The sequence below is a fragment of the Bradyrhizobium sp. USDA 3397 genome (assembly GCF_054060965.1).
In genome coordinates this window covers 1,423,669-1,441,066 of record NZ_JBSSDS010000001.1, presented here as the reverse complement: position 1 = coordinate 1,441,066, position 17,398 = coordinate 1,423,669, and the positions used below count along the sequence as shown (strand labels likewise).

17 protein-coding genes are annotated in these 17,398 nt (G+C 64.4%); 8 read left to right on the top strand and 9 right to left on the bottom strand.

From position 1 onward, the window contains the following. Positions 1-79: 79 nt before the first annotated feature. Positions 80-700, bottom strand: coding sequence for a TetR/AcrR family transcriptional regulator (locus ACVWYQ_RS06735; protein WP_271538067.1), 621 nt, complete (start codon positions 698-700; stop codon positions 80-82). 121 nt (positions 701-821) lie between these two features. Between ACVWYQ_RS06735 and ACVWYQ_RS06730 the strand changes: the two genes are divergently transcribed. Next, entirely contained in the window at positions 822-1,796 is a 975-nt protein-coding gene (locus tag ACVWYQ_RS06730) for an alpha/beta hydrolase fold domain-containing protein (protein ID WP_271538066.1), read from the top strand. Between the two features lie 147 nt (positions 1,797-1,943). On the opposite strand, the gene ACVWYQ_RS06725 is transcribed toward ACVWYQ_RS06730, so the two are convergent. Then, on the bottom strand, positions 1,944-2,183 hold the full coding sequence (locus ACVWYQ_RS06725) for a hypothetical protein (RefSeq protein ID WP_025036674.1): 240 nt from the start codon (positions 2,181-2,183) through the stop codon (positions 1,944-1,946). Positions 2,184-2,593: 410 nt separating this feature from the next. On the opposite strand from ACVWYQ_RS06725, the gene ACVWYQ_RS06720 reads away from it, so the two are divergent. After that, the gene (locus ACVWYQ_RS06720) at positions 2,594-3,565 is read left to right on the top strand and encodes an SDR family NAD(P)-dependent oxidoreductase (RefSeq protein ID WP_157283505.1); all 972 of its coding nucleotides are present in this window, start codon (positions 2,594-2,596) and stop codon (positions 3,563-3,565) included. A gap of 374 nt (positions 3,566-3,939) precedes the next feature. Then, a complete protein-coding gene (locus ACVWYQ_RS06715; protein WP_456725536.1) occupies positions 3,940-5,052 on the top strand; it encodes an alpha/beta hydrolase family protein in 1,113 nt (370 codons plus the stop codon). 15 nt (positions 5,053-5,067) lie between these two features. Here ACVWYQ_RS06715 and ACVWYQ_RS06710 read toward each other — a convergent pair whose 3' ends face one another. After that, positions 5,068-5,574, bottom strand: a complete 507-nt coding sequence (locus ACVWYQ_RS06710; protein ID WP_271538063.1) for a MarR family winged helix-turn-helix transcriptional regulator — start codon at positions 5,572-5,574, stop codon at positions 5,068-5,070. 408 nt (positions 5,575-5,982) lie between these two features. Between ACVWYQ_RS06710 and ACVWYQ_RS06705 the strand changes: the two genes are divergently transcribed. Beyond that, the gene (locus ACVWYQ_RS06705; RefSeq protein ID WP_271538062.1) at positions 5,983-7,470 is read left to right on the top strand and encodes a porin; all 1,488 of its coding nucleotides are present in this window, start codon (positions 5,983-5,985) and stop codon (positions 7,468-7,470) included. Positions 7,471-7,741: 271 nt separating this feature from the next. Here the strand turns inward: ACVWYQ_RS06705 and ACVWYQ_RS06700 are convergent, their stop codons facing one another. From ACVWYQ_RS06700 to ACVWYQ_RS06690, 3 genes are all read right to left on the bottom strand, one after another. Then, entirely contained in the window at positions 7,742-8,221 is a 480-nt protein-coding gene (locus ACVWYQ_RS06700) for a GcrA family cell cycle regulator (protein WP_456725535.1), read from the bottom strand. 75 nt (positions 8,222-8,296) lie between these two features. Further along, on the bottom strand, positions 8,297-8,494 hold the full coding sequence (locus ACVWYQ_RS06695) for a hypothetical protein (RefSeq protein WP_024341172.1): 198 nt from the start codon (positions 8,492-8,494) through the stop codon (positions 8,297-8,299). 200 nt (positions 8,495-8,694) lie between these two features. After that, a complete protein-coding gene (locus ACVWYQ_RS06690) occupies positions 8,695-9,636 on the bottom strand; it encodes an acetamidase/formamidase family protein (RefSeq protein WP_271538060.1) in 942 nt (313 codons plus the stop codon). A 168-nt stretch (positions 9,637-9,804) separates the two neighbouring features. Here ACVWYQ_RS06690 and ACVWYQ_RS06685 point away from each other — a divergent pair, with 168 nt between their 5' ends. Genes ACVWYQ_RS06685 through ACVWYQ_RS06675 form a run of 3 tightly spaced genes read left to right on the top strand, consistent with a single transcriptional unit; the run spans position 9,805 to position 12,598 of the window. After that, positions 9,805-10,572 carry a YdcF family protein gene (locus ACVWYQ_RS06685; RefSeq protein ID WP_456727126.1) on the top strand — a complete coding sequence of 256 codons (768 nt, stop codon included), beginning with the start codon at positions 9,805-9,807 and terminating at the stop codon, positions 10,570-10,572. A gap of 55 nt (positions 10,573-10,627) precedes the next feature. Beyond that, positions 10,628-11,410, top strand: a complete 783-nt coding sequence (locus ACVWYQ_RS06680; protein WP_275499911.1) for a DUF169 domain-containing protein — start codon at positions 10,628-10,630, stop codon at positions 11,408-11,410. Positions 11,411-11,419: 9 nt separating this feature from the next. After that, a complete protein-coding gene (locus ACVWYQ_RS06675) occupies positions 11,420-12,598 on the top strand; it encodes a saccharopine dehydrogenase family protein (protein WP_271538058.1) in 1,179 nt (392 codons plus the stop codon). 99 nt (positions 12,599-12,697) lie between these two features. Here ACVWYQ_RS06675 and ACVWYQ_RS06670 read toward each other — a convergent pair whose 3' ends face one another. Beyond that, a complete protein-coding gene (locus ACVWYQ_RS06670; RefSeq protein WP_456725534.1) occupies positions 12,698-13,894 on the bottom strand; it encodes an FAD-dependent monooxygenase in 1,197 nt (398 codons plus the stop codon). 147 nt (positions 13,895-14,041) lie between these two features. Between ACVWYQ_RS06670 and ACVWYQ_RS06665 the strand changes: the two genes are divergently transcribed. After that, positions 14,042-14,518, top strand: coding sequence for a MarR family winged helix-turn-helix transcriptional regulator (locus ACVWYQ_RS06665; protein ID WP_456727125.1), 477 nt, complete (start codon positions 14,042-14,044; stop codon positions 14,516-14,518). Here the strand turns inward: ACVWYQ_RS06665 and ACVWYQ_RS06660 are convergent. Then, positions 14,487-15,743 (bottom strand): O-antigen ligase family protein, encoded by a 1,257-nt coding sequence (locus tag ACVWYQ_RS06660; protein ID WP_456725533.1) that lies wholly within the window; start codon positions 15,741-15,743, stop codon positions 14,487-14,489. The genes ACVWYQ_RS06665 and ACVWYQ_RS06660 overlap by 32 nt on opposite strands. A gap of 77 nt (positions 15,744-15,820) precedes the next feature. Further along, positions 15,821-17,371, bottom strand: a complete 1,551-nt coding sequence (locus tag ACVWYQ_RS06655; protein WP_456725532.1) for an undecaprenyl-phosphate glucose phosphotransferase — start codon at positions 17,369-17,371, stop codon at positions 15,821-15,823. Between the last annotated feature and the right edge of the window lie 27 nt (positions 17,372-17,398).

The window sequence follows — 17,398 nt, the reverse complement described above, 5'->3', positions numbered from 1 at the left end:
CGATCGTCATCAGGCCAGATGCGAAGCTCAAGAAGGATCGTGCGGAGCTAGATCGCAAGTGCCCTGGCTTGTCGCCCACCTACCTCAAATACCCCACCACCATCCGCGTCGTCTCGTCCACCAGCACCTTCACCATCTTCTCCGACAGCATCTCGCCGTTCAGCACCGTGTTGTGCGCGATGGCTTCGATCGCGCTCACGCACATGAACGCTGCGAGCGCGGGGTCGAGCTTGCGCATCTCCTTGCGGTGACGTTCGAGATAGGCGCGCACGAGGGCGTTGACTTCGTGGCTGTAGGCTTCGACCTCGGCGAGGTGGCCGGAGCGGGGGATCTGCTCGGCGAGGACGCGATGCAGGTTCGGGTCGATTTGATGGGCCTCGATCGCGACGGTGACGAGGCGGCGCACAGCCTTCTCGATCGGCAGATCGGCGACCTCCGCGAAGGCGGCGCGGACGACATTCATGATCGCCTCGTTGTGGCGGTCGATCACGGCGGCGACGAGCGCCTCCTTGCTGGGAAAATATTGGTAGAGCGAGCCGACGCTGACGCCGGCGATCTCGGCGATGCGGTTGGTACTGGTCTTCTCGAAGCCTTCCTTGACCAGAATGCGAGCAGTTGCCTCGACCAGCGCGTCGACGGTGGCACGGGATCGCTTCTGCGAGGCATTTTTCCGGGGTGTTGTGGACGGTTTGCGGGCCACGGACTTGTGATCTGAATGCGAGTAGGAAAAGCGAGTGAATGCTCGCATTATATCGTCCAATGGCGGCGGGTCGGCAACCCTCTTCGTCGCCGGGTCGAAACAGCCGGATGGGGATGTGGCGATGAGCGTTGCGAGACTTGTGTCGGCCTTTCAATTCTGTCCGGGCGGCTGCGTATTCGGCGCGCGGACGTCGCGCGATCCTGCACCAAGCCTGCAAAGCCGGGCGTTCAACCTGCTGCTGCGCCAGCTTCCGTACAAGGCGCAGCTCGCATCCGCCGAAGCGGTGCAGGCGCGTGTGCAGAAGCTGGCGCTGGCCCCGGCCTCTCACGAGCCGATCGGGGTCGGCGGCGGCGTCGAGGTGACGCTGACCAAGATGGGCGGCTGGCCGGTCTACTACACTGCTCCGGCGTCGGGCTACGAGGGCTGCAACTACGTCATGTTCCTGCATGGCGGCGGCTACATCAACGAGATCGCGCCGGCGCATTGGCGCTTCATCGGTGAGATGACGCGCAAGGCGCGCGTCTGCTGTGTCGTGCCGATCTACCCGCTGGCGCCGCGGGCGACCGCCAAGGACGTCGTGCCGGCGACGGCCGAGCTGCTGCGCATGCTGCTGGAAGACGCGGCCGATGCAAAGGTGACGGTCGTCGGCAATTCGGCCGGCGCTGGCCTTGCGCTCGCCGCCTGCCAATGGCTGCGCGATCGCGGGCATCGGCAGCCGAGCCGGATGCTGCTGATCTCGCCCGCGGCCGATGCCTCGGTCAGCCGTCCGGAGCAGGTTGCGATCGCCGCGCGCGATCCGATCCAGGATATTCCGGGCATCGTTGAGGCCGCGCGGCTCTATGCCGGCGAGCTCGAGGTCGGCCATCCCTTCGTCAGCCCGCTCAACGGCGGTTTCCGCGGGCTCGCGCCGATGACGATCTTTTCGGGCACGCGCGATCTTCTCTATCCCGACAGCGTCGACCTTGCCGCAAGGGCGAGGGCGGTGGGCGTGCCGATCGAGCTGCATCTATTGCGCGAGCAGCCGCACAACTTCGCGCTGATGCCGACGCCGGAAGGACGGCGGGCACGCGCGATCATCTTGCGTGAAGTGGCTTAGAGGGAGGGCGTGATCATGGTCACAGAGCGCCTGCCGTGATCGGTCTGGCGCCGTGTCCGCGCGGAGGGATAAGCGGCCCACGGGCGTTTCCTCTTGGATTGATCGTTCTGGTATCCGTGGTCTCGGTACCAGTGGTTTTGCGGGGCCTTAGGCGTGGCCCTTGATCTCATAGTGACCCGGCACGCATTTGTAGCGCTCGAGGCGCCAGTTCGCGTGATAAATCGGATGCTCACCCATCCACTTCGCGAGAGGCGCTTGTGCGCCGATCGCGCACTGCATCAGCGAAATCTCGGGTGTCATGTTGCTGTCGGTCACGATTTCCTCGACACAACTGCCTGAGCTGGCTGCGCCAAGCCGGCAAAGCACGGCAACGACGGTCACGAACATTCCTATCACCTCGTTGGTTGTTTCTGACCACGAAGAGGATGCAAGCGGAGTGCCAGAGCCTGTGACACGCAAACAACACGCTGGCCTGGCCGACTCAAATCCAGCGTCCACCCCCCATTTGGCGATTCGGATTGTAAAAAAATTGCCATTAACCCGAAGCCGGACAAATACGGGGAACCCGCTGGAAAACACCTGGGAATGATCGATTGTCCGGGCCGTGTCGCCTATGAGCCACTTCACAAGGCCCGCGCGCGGCATCGCGCGTAGTCCGCCCGCCGAAATTACCGAAGGCGAAGAGGGCAACGCGCGGCTTTTACCCGCGGATGTCGCGCTGCTACAGTTTTGCGCGCGCCGCGGTCAGCGGCGCCGTGACCAAGAAACACACCGACAAGGGGAGGGACCGAAGTCCCATGAAGGATTTTGCTGGAAAGATCGCGGTCATCACCGGCGGCGGCACGGGAATGGGGCGTGAGCTCGCGCGGCAGCTCGTCGCCGAAGGCTGCAACGTCGCGATGTGCGACGTCTCGGAAGCGGCGATGGCCGAGACCAAACGGCTCTGCGAAGTCGAGAAGCTGCCGCAGGGCCTGCGCGTCACGACGCACGTCGCCGACGTGGCGATCGAGGATCATCTGAAGCGGTTTCGCGATGAGGTCGCCGAGCAGCAGAAGACCGAAAAGGTTCATCTCTTGTTCAACAATGCCGGCATCGGCGGCGGCGGCAGCCTGTTCACCAACACCCGCGAGCAATGGGAGCGCACCTTCAACATCTGTTGGGGCGGGGTCTATCTCGGCGTGCGCACCTTCCTGCCGATGCTGGTCGCGGCGGACGAGGCCCACATCGTCAACACCGCGAGCGTCAACGGCTTCTGGGCTTCGATCGGCATGGGGCAGGCGCACACCGCCTATAGCTCCGCGAAGTTCGCGGTGAAGGGATTTACCGAAGCGCTGATCAACGATCTTCGCCTGCACGCCCCACACGTCAAATGCTCGGTGGTGATGCCCGGCCATATCGGCACGTCGATCGTCTCCAATTCGCGCAAGGTGCAGAGCGGCGACGGCTCGGAGCGGCTCAACGCCGACGAGGTGGCACTGACCCGCAAGCGCATGGCCGCCGCCGGCGTGCCGGATGCAGACAAGATGTCGGACGAGGACATCCAGGCCGCGTTCGCCGAGCGCGCCCGCAGCTTCCTGGAGGACGCGCCGACCACGGCCGCCCAGGCGGCGAAGATCATTCTGGACGGCGTCAAGGCGGAGCGGTGGCGCATCCTCGTCGGCGAGGATGCCGAGCGCCTCGACGAGCGTGTGCGCGCCACGCCGGAGCAGGCTTACGACCGTGCCTTCTACGAAAGTTTTACGCAGGAGGTCGGCTGGCGGCTTGGTTGAGGCCGCCGGCGGGGCGCCCACCCATCGCACCCGAAAGCCCGAGGAGGCGCGTCAGCGCCGTCTCGAAGGAGAGGCGTGCGCGCACGCCGCCGCTAGGGGTCATATTCGTTAGCGCGCCAACGAGGCGCGCTAATATGGCTATGATGGTCGTCATGGCAAGAGACGCTCGGACAATTCTATGTGTCAGCTGCTGCCAATGTTCGTCGCGCACCATGAGCTGTTGGAATGTCATCCATCCGTCATGACGATGTTCAAGCGATGTTGATCTCAAATGCCTGTAATGCCGCGCGAGGCGGCTTGGTCGGCGATCTGAAATGGTTTAGTCAATCGCGTAACGCGACGATTAGAGCGTAGCTTTTAGAGCGTAGCTTTCGATGATGCCCGCATGCCTCTCCGACGACTGGACCTTTTGCCCGGAGCGAGAGGACATTTCAGCTGAGTTCACGCGGCTGCTCACGGCGGCCCAGGAGGGCGGCGCCACGATCGCGGAATGCCTGATGATCGCGCGGCACCTGAAGCCCGACGACGACCGCTCTTGGCACCGCGAGTGGAAGAAGCTGGCGCAGACCAATCGGCAGCGCGCGGAGGCCGCGTTCGCGGAGGGCCACCGCGCCAGTGCGCAGCGCAATTGGCTGCGCGCCATGAACTATTATGGGGCCGCAGCGATGCCGCTCGACGCCGCCGACGAGCGCCGCTGGGTGGCGGTGCTGGCCACGCAGGAATGCGCGCGCAGCTACCTCACCGCGCGCAGGCCGGCCGGCGAGGTGGTGACGATACCCTGGCTCGACGGGCATTCGCTGCAGGGCTATTTCCTTCCTGCGTCGTCGGGGACGGAGCCGGCGCCGACTGTGATCTGCATCGGCGAGCCCGGCCACCGCAAGGAAGAATTTCTGTTCAAGCTCGAGCCGCACGCGCGCGAGCGCGGCTTCTCGATGCTGGCGCTCGACCTGTTCGGCGACCAGCGCGACGATTTTCTCGATACGCTCTTGCGGCGCAGGGATCTCGAGAGCGCGATCCCCGGCGTCATGGACTATCTGGAGACGCGGCAGGACGTCGATTTCGCGCGCGTCGCAATCGTCGCCGATGGCTGGGGCTCGTCCTTCGTGGCGCGCGCGGTATTGCAGGAGCCGCGGCTTGCCGCCGCCGTCTGCGACGGCGGCCTGTGGGACCTGCACGAGCGAGCCTTCTTCGCCAGCCGATTCGCGATGAGCGACGTCAGCATCGTGCCGGTGCCGCATGCGCCGCTGATGGCCTCCAGCGCCGACTGCCCGGTGCTGATCACCCTCGGCGAGGACGGCTGGCTCAAGGCCGACCGGGCGCGTCAGTTGGTCCAGAACTCCCGGCTCGGCAGCTCGGACGTCATGCTCAAAGTGTTCACTGCGGCGGAGACCGGCGCGGCACAGGCCCATGCCGACAATCCGAGCCTTGCCAACGAGTACATCTTCGACTGGCTCGAATCGCGCCTTCGCGCGCCCAGGCGGGTCTAGCCGCCGGCTTCCGCCTCAGAAGTCGAGACTCAGGCGGACGCAGGCCTTTTCCAGCCGGGTCTTCAGCGTCGCGAGCTTGGTGGTGAATTCGGCGAGCTCGGCCTCGTCGAACTCCCGGAAGACGAATTCCTTGATGGTCTTGTACTGCTCGTTGAGGCTCGCCAGGTGCTTCTGCGTCTTCTCGGTCAGGGACAGCCGGACTACGCGCGCGTCTGTCGGCGAGGGGCGGCGGCGCAACAGACCCTTCTTTTCCAGCAGCTTGGACTGGGTGGTGACGAAGGACGGATCGACGTGGAGGAGCTTGGACACGACGTTGACCGGAATGCCGTCGTCCTTGTCGAGGTCGGAGATCGCCATCAGGATCAGCCATTGCGGCCCGCTGATGCCGAGCGTCCTCGCCCAGAACTGACGCAGCTCCTCGAGATACATGTTGATCGACGATATCTCCCAGGTGAATCGCCTGATGATATCCAGGTTGCCGATGGTGCGCAGGCGCGCCCCTTCTTTCCTCGTCGCGGACACAGCGTCACTCCCGCAAGCTGATTCTCTTTTCGATCGTTCGTTTGTGGGCATAGTCCACGCAACTCTGCTCTGACGCAAGTGCAGAGCAGGCTAATTGTGTCACGAAAACTACAAATATGACCCGATCAACCTTCTCGGCCCACCCCCGGTGTTGCGCCGCGGACACACGGTTAGTGAAACTACAAAGCTGATCTAATAAACTATTTTGATTAACGGAGCTGCGCGGGCATATTGATCCGTGACGGTGGGGGGTTCTCGATCGTCCCGTTGCAGGTGGTTCGCTCACGTCCCTCGCGAATGCGGGTACGTCCGAAAACGCGAAGCGGCCGAGCGGATTTGATGAAGAGACGGGGATCTGGGGGGCCTCATGGTCCGGTCTCCGTTAAATGAGCAACTTGGAGGTTTTAAATGAAAGTGGTGAAGAGCCTTTTGCTCGGCACTGCGGCGGGATTGATCGCCGTTGGTGGAGCTCAGGCAGCTGATCTTCCGGTCAAGGCCAAGGCGGTCGAGTACGTGAAGATCTGCTCGCTCTACGGCGCAGGTTTCTACTACATGCCGGGCACCGATACCTGCATCAAGCTCGGTGGTTACGTCCGCGCCGACATGCTTCTCGGCGGCGGCGGCGACTATGGCTTCAGGAACAGCTCGAGCAGTGTGAACGGCGGGTCCAACAACCGTCTGACCAACTACTATTACACCCGCGCTCGTCTGGACTTCAACATCGATACCCGCACGGCGACCGAATACGGCGTCGTTCGTACCTACGCCGACCTCGTCGTCAGCTATGACTCCACGAACGTCACTGGCAGCAATCCCTCGGCGTTCTCGACCAGTTCGGCTTCGCTCGGTCTCTACCATGCGTTCATCCAGTTCGCCGGCTTCACCTTCGGCCGCACGGTCTCGATCTTCGACGCTCCTTGGCAGAGCTATCCGGCGGGCGGCCCCGATACCATTCCGGGCGGCTCCAACCACGTCAACGGCGTGAACCAGGTTGCCTACACGGCCGACTTCGGCCAGGGCATCACTGCTTCGTTCGCGCTGCAGGACGAGACGTCGGCGAACAATGGTCAGTCGAACCTCTGGAACGTGTCGTCGGGTACGGCGGCGCAGTTCGTGACCGGCGTCTATGGCGCCAGCGCTTGGGGCGGCACGCGCATGCCCGAGGTGATCGGTCAGGTTCGTGTCGACCAGGCCTGGGGTCTGGCGCAGATCTCGGTCGCGGCCCATGAGCTGCATTCAGCCTATTACGGCGCGACTGAAGTCTCCGGTCATCCCTCCGACAAGTGGGGCTGGGCCGTGCAGGGCGCCTTGTCGATCAAGAACATCCCGACCGGCGCGGGTGACGTCATCAACCTGCAGGCCGTCTACACGGACGGTGCGACCCGCTACAACTTCCAGAGCCTGTTCCCGCAGAGCTTCTTCATGTTCAGCGGCAGCGGCAACGGCGCCTATCAGAGCACCGGGTTCGCCGGTGTCGCCGACGGCGTGTTCGGAACCGGTACCGGTATCGACACCGTCAAGACCTGGGGCTTTCGTGGTGGCTATACCCACAACTGGAGCCCGAACTGGGCCAGCGCCATCTACGGTGGCTATGCTCAGCTGAGGTACGGCACGACGGGCAAAGGCCTGATCTGCACCAACTTCGCCGCGATCGCCGTGGCCGGTTCGACCTGTAATCCGGACTTCAACTTCGCGGTGGTCGGTGTGAACACCGTGTGGACCCCGGTCAAGGGCCTGGCGTTCACGGCCGACCTCAGCTGGTCGCGTCTGGACCAGAAGTACTCTGGCGCCATCAACAGCCCGGGCATTCCCTCGGCTGCGAAGCCGGCGGCCGTGTACGAGCTGAAGGACCAGGATTCGGTGAGCATGCTGCTGCGCGCTCAGCGCAACTTCTGATCATCGATCGCGCAAATCGATCGGAGAACCCCGGCGGTAAACCGCCGGGGTTTTTTCATGGGCATCGTTTCGGAAAATCAAATTGCTGATGCGGAACACGAAGGCGAGCCATGCGATTCGAATGCATCAAACTTATTTACTTACCTGAGTTACTAAGCTATATAGCTCTCAGCCAAATACGAAAGTTGCGGCTCTTAGCTTCATGCTAAGCCTCCAGAAACCTCCGGCGATGCCCCGCCGGAGGTTTTTTGTTGTCCAGCTGCGCGCAACGTCAGCCGCGTATCGCGCGGGTGCGCGCCGGCGGCCGGTAGGCGAGGCGGCTGTGGCCGGCGCAATAGGGCTGGCCGTCCGGCGCCGTGTTGCCGCAGAAGCAGAAATCGTCTGCGCCCGGCGTCGAGATCGGCCAGCGGCAGCGATTCTCCGACAGCTCCAGCAGCGAGCAGCGGTTGGCCTCGTCGATCGGGCCGGCAACCACCGGCGCATCGGTCTCGCCATAGAGCGTGGCGAGCATCTCGTATTGCAGCCGCGGCACAGCCTTGCGCATCCGCGCCGGCGCCAGGCCTCTGTCCTGGACCTTGCGGTCGTCGACCGTCCGGCCGCGCGTCAGATTGAGCCGCGACAATTTGCCGATCACCGCGTTGCGGCTGACGCCGATGTCGGCGGCGATCTCGCGACAGGAGAGGCCGGCCTCGAAGTGCTGCTTCAGGAGTTCGATTCGTTCGTCGGTCCAGGTCGGTGAGAGAACAGGCATTTGTCGGCGATCCCAGGTTGCAGATGTCGGCCATCCGCGGTCTCGAGATCCGTCCGCCTCACGTACCGAGCGCGCTCACGTCCTGCCATTGTCGCGGATCGACAGAAGACCGTCCTTGATGGCGAGACGGATGCCTTCCTCGATCAATGTCCGTGCGACGCCGGGAACGCTGGTGCCGTGGGTGCCCTGTCTCACCAGCTTCTCCAGATACGCGATGGTCGAGAGCGCCAAGGTTACGGGAATGCGGTCAGTCTCGGCTTTTTCGGTGGCCATGGCCCGAACGCTAGCCTCTTACTCGGATACATAAAAGTAACGATTAAGACTCTATTTAGGTTCGGGGGCGGAAGTCAAATGCAGGCTGTGCGTGACGCTCAGCATGTTGGAATCGCACGGGAAATTACCCACGACTCAGCGCGCCGCGCGGTAGACCGGGCGGCGGGGGTCGTCAATCGGTCGGGAAGGGGCGGCCCGGCTCAGCCGTGCACGATCGCCTTTTCGATCATGCAATGGATGCCTTTGGCGCCGTTGACGGTCTGGGTCACCCGGAGATCGGCGGCGAGGCTGCACAGCGTGTAGGCGTCCTCGCGCGACAGATTTCGCGTCTCGCCGAGCAGCGCGATCATGTCGCGCAGCGCGCGCACCACGCACTGGTCGAGATCGGGGTCCATCGCCATGGTCATGTAATGCGTCGGCGTCTCGGCGCGGGGGTAGTCGAGCTTCAGGTCCTTGCGCAGCGTCAGGCGGAAGCGGCCCTGCAGCGCGGTCTCGATTGCGGTGACGCAGACCTCGCCGTCGCCCTGCACGCCATGGCCGTCGCCGCAGGAGAACATTGCCCCTCGCACGAAGACCGGCAGATATAGCGTCGCACCTGCGCCGAGCTCCTTGTTGTCGAGATTGCCGCCCATCGCGCGCGGAATCAGCGAGGAGATGCGGCCCCAGGCTGGCGGCGGCGATACGCCCATCACGCCGAAGAACGGCTTCAGCGGCAGGTCGAGGCCCCACGGCATGCGGCCGACCATCCTGGTACGGTCGAGCGGAATGTTCAGGATCCGCGTCTCGTGGAAATCGTCGGGCAGGGTGCCGGACAGCGGCTTGATCATGTTCCAGCCCCAATCCTGCCGGAGCTGCACGTCGAGGATCTCGACCGCGAGCACGTCGCCGGGCTCGGCCCCTTCGACCGCGATCGGACCGGTGAGGATGTGGCCCGGCAGCATGCGCTCGTTTCTGGCATGAACCTGGTGCATCTCGGGCGGAATGTGAAACCTGTCGCGATCAGGCAGCATGTCGGGACCGCCGCTGATGGTGTCGACCGTGACCTCGTCGCCGCTGGCCACGGTGAGGACGGGCTTGAGTGCGGCTTCGAAGAAGCCCCAATGGCAGGTTTCAGGGCTGGAATGCAGGTGATGATGGGTCATTTGCCGCGTCCGGTTGGTTTGATCGGTCCGGGCTTGACCCGGCGATCGATCCTCTTTCAAGAAGGATTTCCGAACAAGGCCGGGCCGGCCAAGCCCGCGCATGGCAGGCACGATCATTCCAGCGAGGCTCCTCTGTTTTTCGCTCTCTCCAAGACCATCGGCGTCGCGCTGCTGCCGATCAATCTTCTGGTCGAGCTCGGAATTGTGTCTGTCTTGCTGATGGCGACGCGCTTTGCCGCGTTTGGCCGCCGGCTTGCCGTGACCACGCTGGTGCTGCTGGCGCTCGCGGCGTTCTCGCCGCTCGGCAATCTCCTGATCTACCCGCTGGAGTCGCGCTTCCCGGCGTGGGACGCCTCGCGCGGCGCGCCCGACGGCATCATCGTGCTCGGCGGCTCGGTCGACACCGATCTGTCGGCGGCGCATCGCACGCCGGTCGTCGCGCACGCGGCCGATCGTCTGTTTGCGCCGGCCGAGCTTGCGCGCCGCTACCCCAATGCGCGCATCGTCTTCACCGGAGGCTCCGCGAACCTGGTATCGAGCGAGGCCAGGGAGGCCGACTATTCCGCGCCGATCCTGGAGAATCTCGGCATCGCGAAGGACCGCCTGATCCTCGAGCGTAACTCCCGCAACACCTGGGAGAATGCGATCTTCACCAAGCAATTGGTATCACCAAAGCCCGGCGAGCGCTGGCTCCTGGTGACGTCGGCCTTCCATATGCCGCGCTCGATGGGAATCTTCCGCAAGGCCGGATTTGACGTCGAGGCCTATCCGGTGGACTGGCGGATGGGGGGACGTGAGGATCTATTCTCCTTCACCAACATGGGCGCGGACGGCTTGAGACGAACCGAAGTTGCGGTGCGCGAGTGGATCGGTCTTACCGCTTACCGTCTGATGGGCAGGATCTCCGAGTTGCTTCCGGGACCGGGCAGGGACTAGAACAAAGCCGCAAAACAAGAATACGCGGCGCACCATCGCCGGCGCGGAGGAAGCCATGCAACAGCAGAGTACGGACAGGATCGACCTTGCCGGCCTCGTCGCCGATCTCAACAGCCTGCTGCGGCTGAAGACGAACGTGATCGGCATGAAATTGTTCGCGAGCATCGCGGAGATGGAGGCGATCCCGAAGATCCGCCGCCCGAACGCAATTCACACCACCGACCAGATCGTCAGCATGGCCGCGCGCCTGGGCTGGACCGTCGGCATCACCGCCGACGATCTCGTGGGTAGCCAATGCCGTGCGGTGATCGGTCTTGCGCCGCAGGACGAGAAATGGCTCGCCGGCGAGAACTATGTAGGGGTGTGGCATGGCACGGCGGACGACGCGCGCAAGCGCCAGGAGGCGCTGGACGTGGTTCCGTTCGGACACTATCAGGCGCTCGCCGTCAGTCCGCTCGCCAGCGGCCGGCTCGATCCGCCCGACATCTGCCTCGTCTATGCGACGCCGGGGCAGATGATCATCCTGATCAACGGGCTGCAATATACCGGCTACAAGAAGTTCGAATGGGGCGTGGTCGGCGAGACCGCCTGCGCGGATTCCTGGGGGCGGGCGCTCAAGACCGGGGAGCCCAGCCTGTCCTTGCCATGCTATGCCGAACGGCGCTATGGCGGCGTGCCGGACGAGGAGATGCTGATGGCCTTGAAGCCCTCCCATCTCGCCAGGGCGATCGAGGGCATGAAGGCGCTGGCCAAGAACGGCCTGCGCTATCCGATCCCGCCCTATGGCATTCAAAGCGACGTCCGTGCCGGCATGGGCGTGAGCTACGCGAAGAAGTAAAGGCCGATCATGAGCTCTGCGAAATTCGACATCGTCGTCTACGGCGCGACCGGCTTCACCGGCCAGCTCGTCGCCGAATATCTGGCGGCGCATTACAAGGACGACAAGGCGCTCAAATGGGCGATGGCGGGCCGCAGCCTCGACAAGCTGACATCGGTGCGTGACGCCATCGGCGCGCCGGCCGACACGCGGCTGATCGTGGCGGATGCGTCGGATGCGGCGTCGCTGAAGGCGATGGTGGCGCAGACCAAATCGGTGATCACGACCGTCGGTCCCTACCAGTTCTACGGCGAGGATCTGCTCGCTGCCTGCGTCGCTGCGGGCGTCGATTATTTCGATCTTTGCGGCGAGCCGGTGTGGATGCGGCAGATGATCGACAAGTACGAGGCGGCGGCCAAGGCGAGCGGCGCGCGCATCGTGTTCTCCTGCGGCTATGATTCCGTGCCGTTCGAGCTCGGCACCTTCTTCGTGCAGGAGGAGGCAAAGCGCGTGTTCGGCGCGCCGGCACCACGTGTGAAGGGCCGCGTGCGCGACATGCGCGGCACGTTGTCAGGCGGCACCGCGGCGAGCGCGAAGGCGACCTTCGATGCCGTCGCCAAGGACCTCAGCCTCGTCGCCATCCTCAACGACCACTTCGCGCTGACACCTGATTTCACCGGCCCGAAACAGCCCAAGGGCAACAGGGCGGTCTTCGAAGAGGACCTGCAATCCTGGGCCGCGCCGTTCATGATGGCTCTGATCAACACCCGCAACGTCCATCGCTCCAACATGCTGATGGGCTTTCCCTACGGGAAGGACTTCGTCTACGACGAGATGGTGCTGACCGGTCCCGGCGAGAAGGGCGAGGCCAACGCCAAGCGCGTGATGGCAGCCAATGCCGAGAAGACCGGGCCGAACGCGCCGAAGCCGGGCGAGGGCCCGTCGAAAGAGGAGCGGGAGAACGGCCTGTTCAACCTGCTCTATGTCGCGATCGCCCCCGACGGCCGCATGGTCCGCGCCGGCGTCACCGGCGACCGCGATCCCGGCTACGGCTCGACCTCGAAGATGATCTCCGAATGCGCGATCTGCCTGCTGCGCGATGCGAGCGACGTTCCCGCCGGCTTCTGGACGCCAGGCGCGGCGATGCAGCACAAGCTGATCAAACGGCTGCAGGACAATGCCGGGCTGACGTTTGGGGTGGAGAGCTAGGTCGGCTCTCGTAGGATGGGCAAAGGCGCAACGCGCCGTGCCCACCATCTCTCAGTGGTGGGCACGCTGCGCTTTGCCCACCCTACGGCACCGTCTCTGTCACGCCGCCCTGGCATCATACGCGTACATGAAGTCCATGCCCTTGGCGCCCAGCGGCAGCAGCCATTTCAGCATCTGATTGCGCATCCAGGCGCCGGTGGCGCTGAACTCGCGCTTGCTGTTGCCGTTGCGGCGGGCGATCGCGACGATCTTCTCGGTGCGCGGGCGGCGCTCGGCCTCGAAGGCCTGGAAGGTGGCGCCGAGCTCCTGGCCCTCCTGCATCAGCCGAGCAAATCGCATCGCGTCCTCCAGCGCCAGCGAGGCGCCCTGGCCGGCATGGGGGCTGGTCGCGTGCGCGGCATCGCCGATCAAGACCGAACGCTTGCGCGACCAGGTCGGCAGGGTCGCGACGTCGAGCGTGTCGGTGACCACGATGTTCTCGGCCGCTTCGATGATGGCGGGGATCGGATCATGCCAGCCGTGATGGACGCCGCGCAGATGCTGCTTCAGCGTCGCATGGTCGAGCGCGCGGAACGTCGCCGCGTCCATGCCGTGCGCCGGCTGCGTGCTCCACCACATCACGCCGTCTTTCGGATCGGAGCTGCAATAGCCATAGCCGAAGAAGCCGCTCTGGCCGAAGGTCGTTTCGACGTGCTGGCCGATGGATCTGCCGTCGAGCACGGCACGCGGCACGAAGCCGCCGAAGCCGATCAGGCCGGTGTCGAACGGCTGCGGGCCGTCAGGCACGACCTGGCGGCGCACGACCGAGTGCACGCCGTCGGCGCCGATCAGGAAGTCGCCTTCGGCGGTGGTGCCGTCGGCGAAGTAGGCGATGATCGGCTGGTCGCCGCGATCCTCGATCTTGATCAGGCGCTTCTCGAAATAGAGCGAGACAGAGGCGCACCAGGCCTTGTCGATCAGGATCTCGTTCATCGTGGCGCGCGCGATGTTGACGGCCGGCTGGCCGAAGCGCCGCGCCAGGTCGCGGTTGATCGAGCCGAGCTTCTCGCCGCCCTGCGAATAGAAGTCGAAGGCTTCCGCGACCGAGCCGCGGTCGATCAGCTGCTTCGCCAGCCCGATCTCGTCCAGGACATGCATGCCGTTCGGTGCGATCTGCAGGCCGCCGCCGATCCCTTTCGAATAGGGCCAGGCCTCGTAGATCGCGGATTCGATGCCGGCGCGGCGCAGCAGGATCGCGGCGACGGGGCCGGCGATGCCGGCGCCGATGATCAGCGCCTTGCGGGGACGGTGGGCCATGGCTTGCTCCCGACGTTTCCGTGGTGCTAGGAGAAATTACGGTCACTAATTATCTTAGTAACTAAGATATATATTGCCTAAGAGATGAGGTGGGCCTTGTCAAGGACGAAGGCGCGCGCTGCGCTGCTGCAGGAGCTCGAGGATGCCATGCGCAGGTCGTCCGCGCAGGGCGTGCTCTACGGACAGACCGTTGCCAACGTTGCCGGAATTGCCAATTCCGACCTCGAATGCATGGACATCCTGTATCTCGAGGGGCGCGTCACCGCAGGGAGGCTCTCCGAGGTTACGGGCCTGACGACCGGTGCGATCACCGGCGTCGTCGACCGGCTCGAGAAGGCTGGCCTCGTGCGCCGCGAGCGCGACGAGAAGGACCGTCGCAAGGTGTTCATCGCGGTCGTGCCCGAGGCGATCGCAATGCTCGGCCAATTCTACGTGCCGATGCAGCAGGCGATGGAGAAGGTCTTCGGTGTCTATTCCGACGAGGAACTGCGCTTGCTGCTGCGCTTTGCCAATGAGGCTTACAAGGGTGTGCTGGCAGCAACCGAGGCGCTGAAGGGGTTGCTCGATACGCCTCCGGAGAAGCGGCCCGAGCTCAAGCTGAAGAAGCGTCCTCACCAATCCTAGCCTTGTAGACCTGCGCGGCCGCGATCATGCCCCACACAGCACCCAGCATCATCCAGAAGTGCCGCCAGTGGTCGGTGTCGATCACGAAGCTTTCGCCGACGGTGCCGAGGAAGGCGGAAAAGACCGCGAGGTAGGCGCGCTGCCACGGCACACGGATGAAGACGTGGCGGAAACCCATGATGACGGTGGTGAAGACCAGCGCGGGATAGCACGCGCCGGAGAGCCAGCCGCCGGACATGAAGGCGTTGAGGTAGGAGTTGTGGGTGTCCTCGGGGAAGTAGCGGTTGAATTGCAGTGGACCGATGCCGAACGGCAGATCGAGCGCCATCTCCGCACCCAGGATGTGCCGGCCGAACCGGCCGAAGCGGCCTTCGTCATAGCTCTGGCCGAAGCTCGCGCGCTGCTTGAACATCTCCGCCGTGGAGTCGAGCGACAGCAGCACGGCGATCAGCGCGAGGCCGAGCACCGCGGCGACGATCGCCATGATGACGATGCGCGAACGTTGCGCATTGGTGCGGCTGGTCAGCACCATCAGCGCCAGCATGAAGGCGGAGGTCAGCACCAGGCCGCCCCAGGCCGCACGCGAGAAGGCGAGCAGGATCGCCAGCGACATGATGCCGAAGGCGATGACGTTGCGGAATGCCTTGGCCAATTTATCGGAGACCACGCTCTGAAGCGCGAACAGCGCCGGCAAAATCAGGTAGGCGCCGAGCACGTTCGGGTCCTTGAAGGTGCCGCGCGCGCGGCCGTAGAGCGTCAAGAGGTCGTTGCCGCCGGGAACCAGGTGGAAGTAGCCGGCGATCGCCAGGAGCGCGGCAATCATCGCGCCGACCACGAGGCCGCGGCGCAGCATGTCGAGCCGGGCCTCGGTGTCCTCGGAGATGACCATGGCGAAGAACAATACGGTCACCGCCATGTACCAGGAGGTCGCGATCCAGCTCACCACCTCCGTCCGCTCGTACAGCGGAATCGCGCTGATGGTGTAGCCGACATTGAGCAGGATCAGCATCAACAGCAGCGGCATCAGCACGAGACGCAGGCGCAGGCCGGTGGCGAAAAAGGCGACGGTCGCGAGCAGCGTCGCGATCTCGTAAGGGCTCGGCTCGATGAAGACGATGGCGCCAGAGGCGCCGACCAGCCACACCAGCGCGCGCTGCAACGCCAGCACGCCGGGCGCGGCCGTTGCGGCTGCGTTCACTCCACCGGCTGTCGCCGCATACGCCATCACACGCTCACGCTACTCGCACGCCGCACAACGCCGTCATCGCCCAGCCTTCGCGGGCCATGACAGAAAAACTCAACTCAATACGCGTTCTCGTTCTTGGTCAGCAGCGAGATCGGCGTCTTCAGGAGAATGACGAGGTCGAACAGCACCGACCAGTTCTCGATGTAATAGAGGTCGAACTCGACGCGCTTCTGGATCTTCTCTTCGTTGTCGATCTCGCCGCGCCAGCCGTTGATCTGGGCCCAACCGGTGATGCCCGGCTTGACGCGGTGGCGGGCGAAATAGCCGTCCACGGCTTCGTCGAACAGCCGGCTCTGCAGCTTGCCCTGCACCGCATGCGGGCGCGGGCCGACCAGCGACAGATTGCCTGAAAACACCACGTTGAAGAGCTGCGGCAGTTCGTCCAGGCTGGTCTTGCGGATGAAGCGGCCGACGCGGGTGACGCGCGGATCGTTCTTGGTCACCACCTTCGAGGCGGTCGGGTCGGCCTGATGGTGGTACATCGAGCGGAACTTGTAGACGTCGATGCGCTCGTTGTTGAAGCCGAACCGCTTCTGTCGGAACAGCACCGGGCCGGGGCTGTCGAGCTTCACGGCGAGCGCAACCAACGCCATCACCGGCAGGGCTGCGAGCAGCGCAAGGCTGCCGACAATACGGTCGAACAGCCATTTCATCACCAGGTCCCAATCGGTGATCGGCGCCTCGAACACGTCGAGCGTCGGCACCTCGCCGAGATAGGAATAGGAGCGGGGCCGGAAGCGCAGCTTGTTGGTGTGCGCGGAGAGGCGGATATCGACCGGCAGCACCCAGAGCTTCTTCAGCATCTCCAGGATGCGCGTCTCCGCCGAGATCGGCAGCGCGAACAGCACGAGGTCGACGCGGGTGCGGCGGGCGAACTCGACGATGTCGTCGACCTTGCCGAGCTTGCGCGCGCCGGCGCAGGTGTCGAGCGCGCGGCTGTCGTTGCGGTCGTCGAACACGCCGAGCACGTGGATGTCGGAATCCTCCTGCGCCTTCAGCGCCTCGACCAGTTCCTCGCCGTTGCTGTCGGATCCGACGATGATGGTGCGGCGGTCGAGCCGGCCCTGGCGCGCCCAGGCGCGGACCAGCGCGCGCAGCACCAGGCGCTCGGCAATCAACGCGGCGAGTCCGAGGAAGTAGAAGGCGGCGAGCCACAGCCGCGAGATTTCGCTGCCGAACTTGGCGAAGAAGGAGATGCCGATGAAGAGCAGGAAGACGAACGACCAGGACGAGATCATCCGCGTCATTTGCCGGAGCTGACCACGGAACAGCTGCACCTGGTAGATGTCGGCGGCCTGGAAGCAGACCACGGCGGCGATGGCGACGGCGATGACCTCGGCCGGATAGATCCAGCTGAACGCCCCCGCGAGCGGCATGACGTAGCCGAGATAGATTGCGATGCCGACGAGGCTCAGCAGCGCGAAATCGGCAAGGCGCACGAAGCCGGCGATCACGATCGGCGAATAGGCGCGGGCGACCTTCTGGTTGACGACTTCGAGCGCGGCAGGCGAGAGCCGGCGACGGCGCTCCACGAAGGGCTGGTCAGCAGGCTTTGCCGCAGCGCTGGCCGCGGCATCGAGCATCGAGCGTGCGTTGAGCGGTTCCACGGGCGTTCACGTCCATTCCAGACCCGC

What these genes read in the sequence shown, in the direction of transcription:
- ACVWYQ_RS06670 (WP_456725534.1), bottom strand. Translation starts at nt 13,894, where the DNA reads ATGGCCCACCGTCCCCGCAAGGCGCTGATCATCGGCGCCGGCATCGCC.
- ACVWYQ_RS06675 (WP_271538058.1), top strand. Translation starts at nt 11,420, where the DNA reads ATGAGCTCTGCGAAATTCGACATCGTCGTCTACGGCGCGACCGGCTTC.
- ACVWYQ_RS06725 (WP_025036674.1), bottom strand. Translation starts at nt 2,183, where the DNA reads ATGTTCGTGACCGTCGTTGCCGTGCTTTGCCGGCTTGGCGCAGCCAGC.
- ACVWYQ_RS06700 (WP_456725535.1), bottom strand. Translation starts at nt 8,221, where the DNA reads ATGCCTGTTCTCTCACCGACCTGGACCGACGAACGAATCGAACTCCTG.
- ACVWYQ_RS06705 (WP_271538062.1), top strand. Translation starts at nt 5,983, where the DNA reads ATGAAAGTGGTGAAGAGCCTTTTGCTCGGCACTGCGGCGGGATTGATC.
- ACVWYQ_RS06695 (WP_024341172.1), bottom strand. Translation starts at nt 8,494, where the DNA reads ATGGCCACCGAAAAAGCCGAGACTGACCGCATTCCCGTAACCTTGGCG.
- ACVWYQ_RS06690 (WP_271538060.1), bottom strand. Translation starts at nt 9,636, where the DNA reads ATGACCCATCATCACCTGCATTCCAGCCCTGAAACCTGCCATTGGGGC.
- ACVWYQ_RS06730 (WP_271538066.1), top strand. Translation starts at nt 822, where the DNA reads ATGAGCGTTGCGAGACTTGTGTCGGCCTTTCAATTCTGTCCGGGCGGC.
- ACVWYQ_RS06715 (WP_456725536.1), top strand. Translation starts at nt 3,940, where the DNA reads ATGATGCCCGCATGCCTCTCCGACGACTGGACCTTTTGCCCGGAGCGA.
- ACVWYQ_RS06665 (WP_456727125.1), top strand. Translation starts at nt 14,042, where the DNA reads ATGCGCAGGTCGTCCGCGCAGGGCGTGCTCTACGGACAGACCGTTGCC.
- ACVWYQ_RS06680 (WP_275499911.1), top strand. Translation starts at nt 10,628, where the DNA reads ATGCAACAGCAGAGTACGGACAGGATCGACCTTGCCGGCCTCGTCGCC.
- ACVWYQ_RS06720 (WP_157283505.1), top strand. Translation starts at nt 2,594, where the DNA reads ATGAAGGATTTTGCTGGAAAGATCGCGGTCATCACCGGCGGCGGCACG.
- ACVWYQ_RS06660 (WP_456725533.1), bottom strand. Translation starts at nt 15,743, where the DNA reads ATGGCGTATGCGGCGACAGCCGGTGGAGTGAACGCAGCCGCAACGGCC.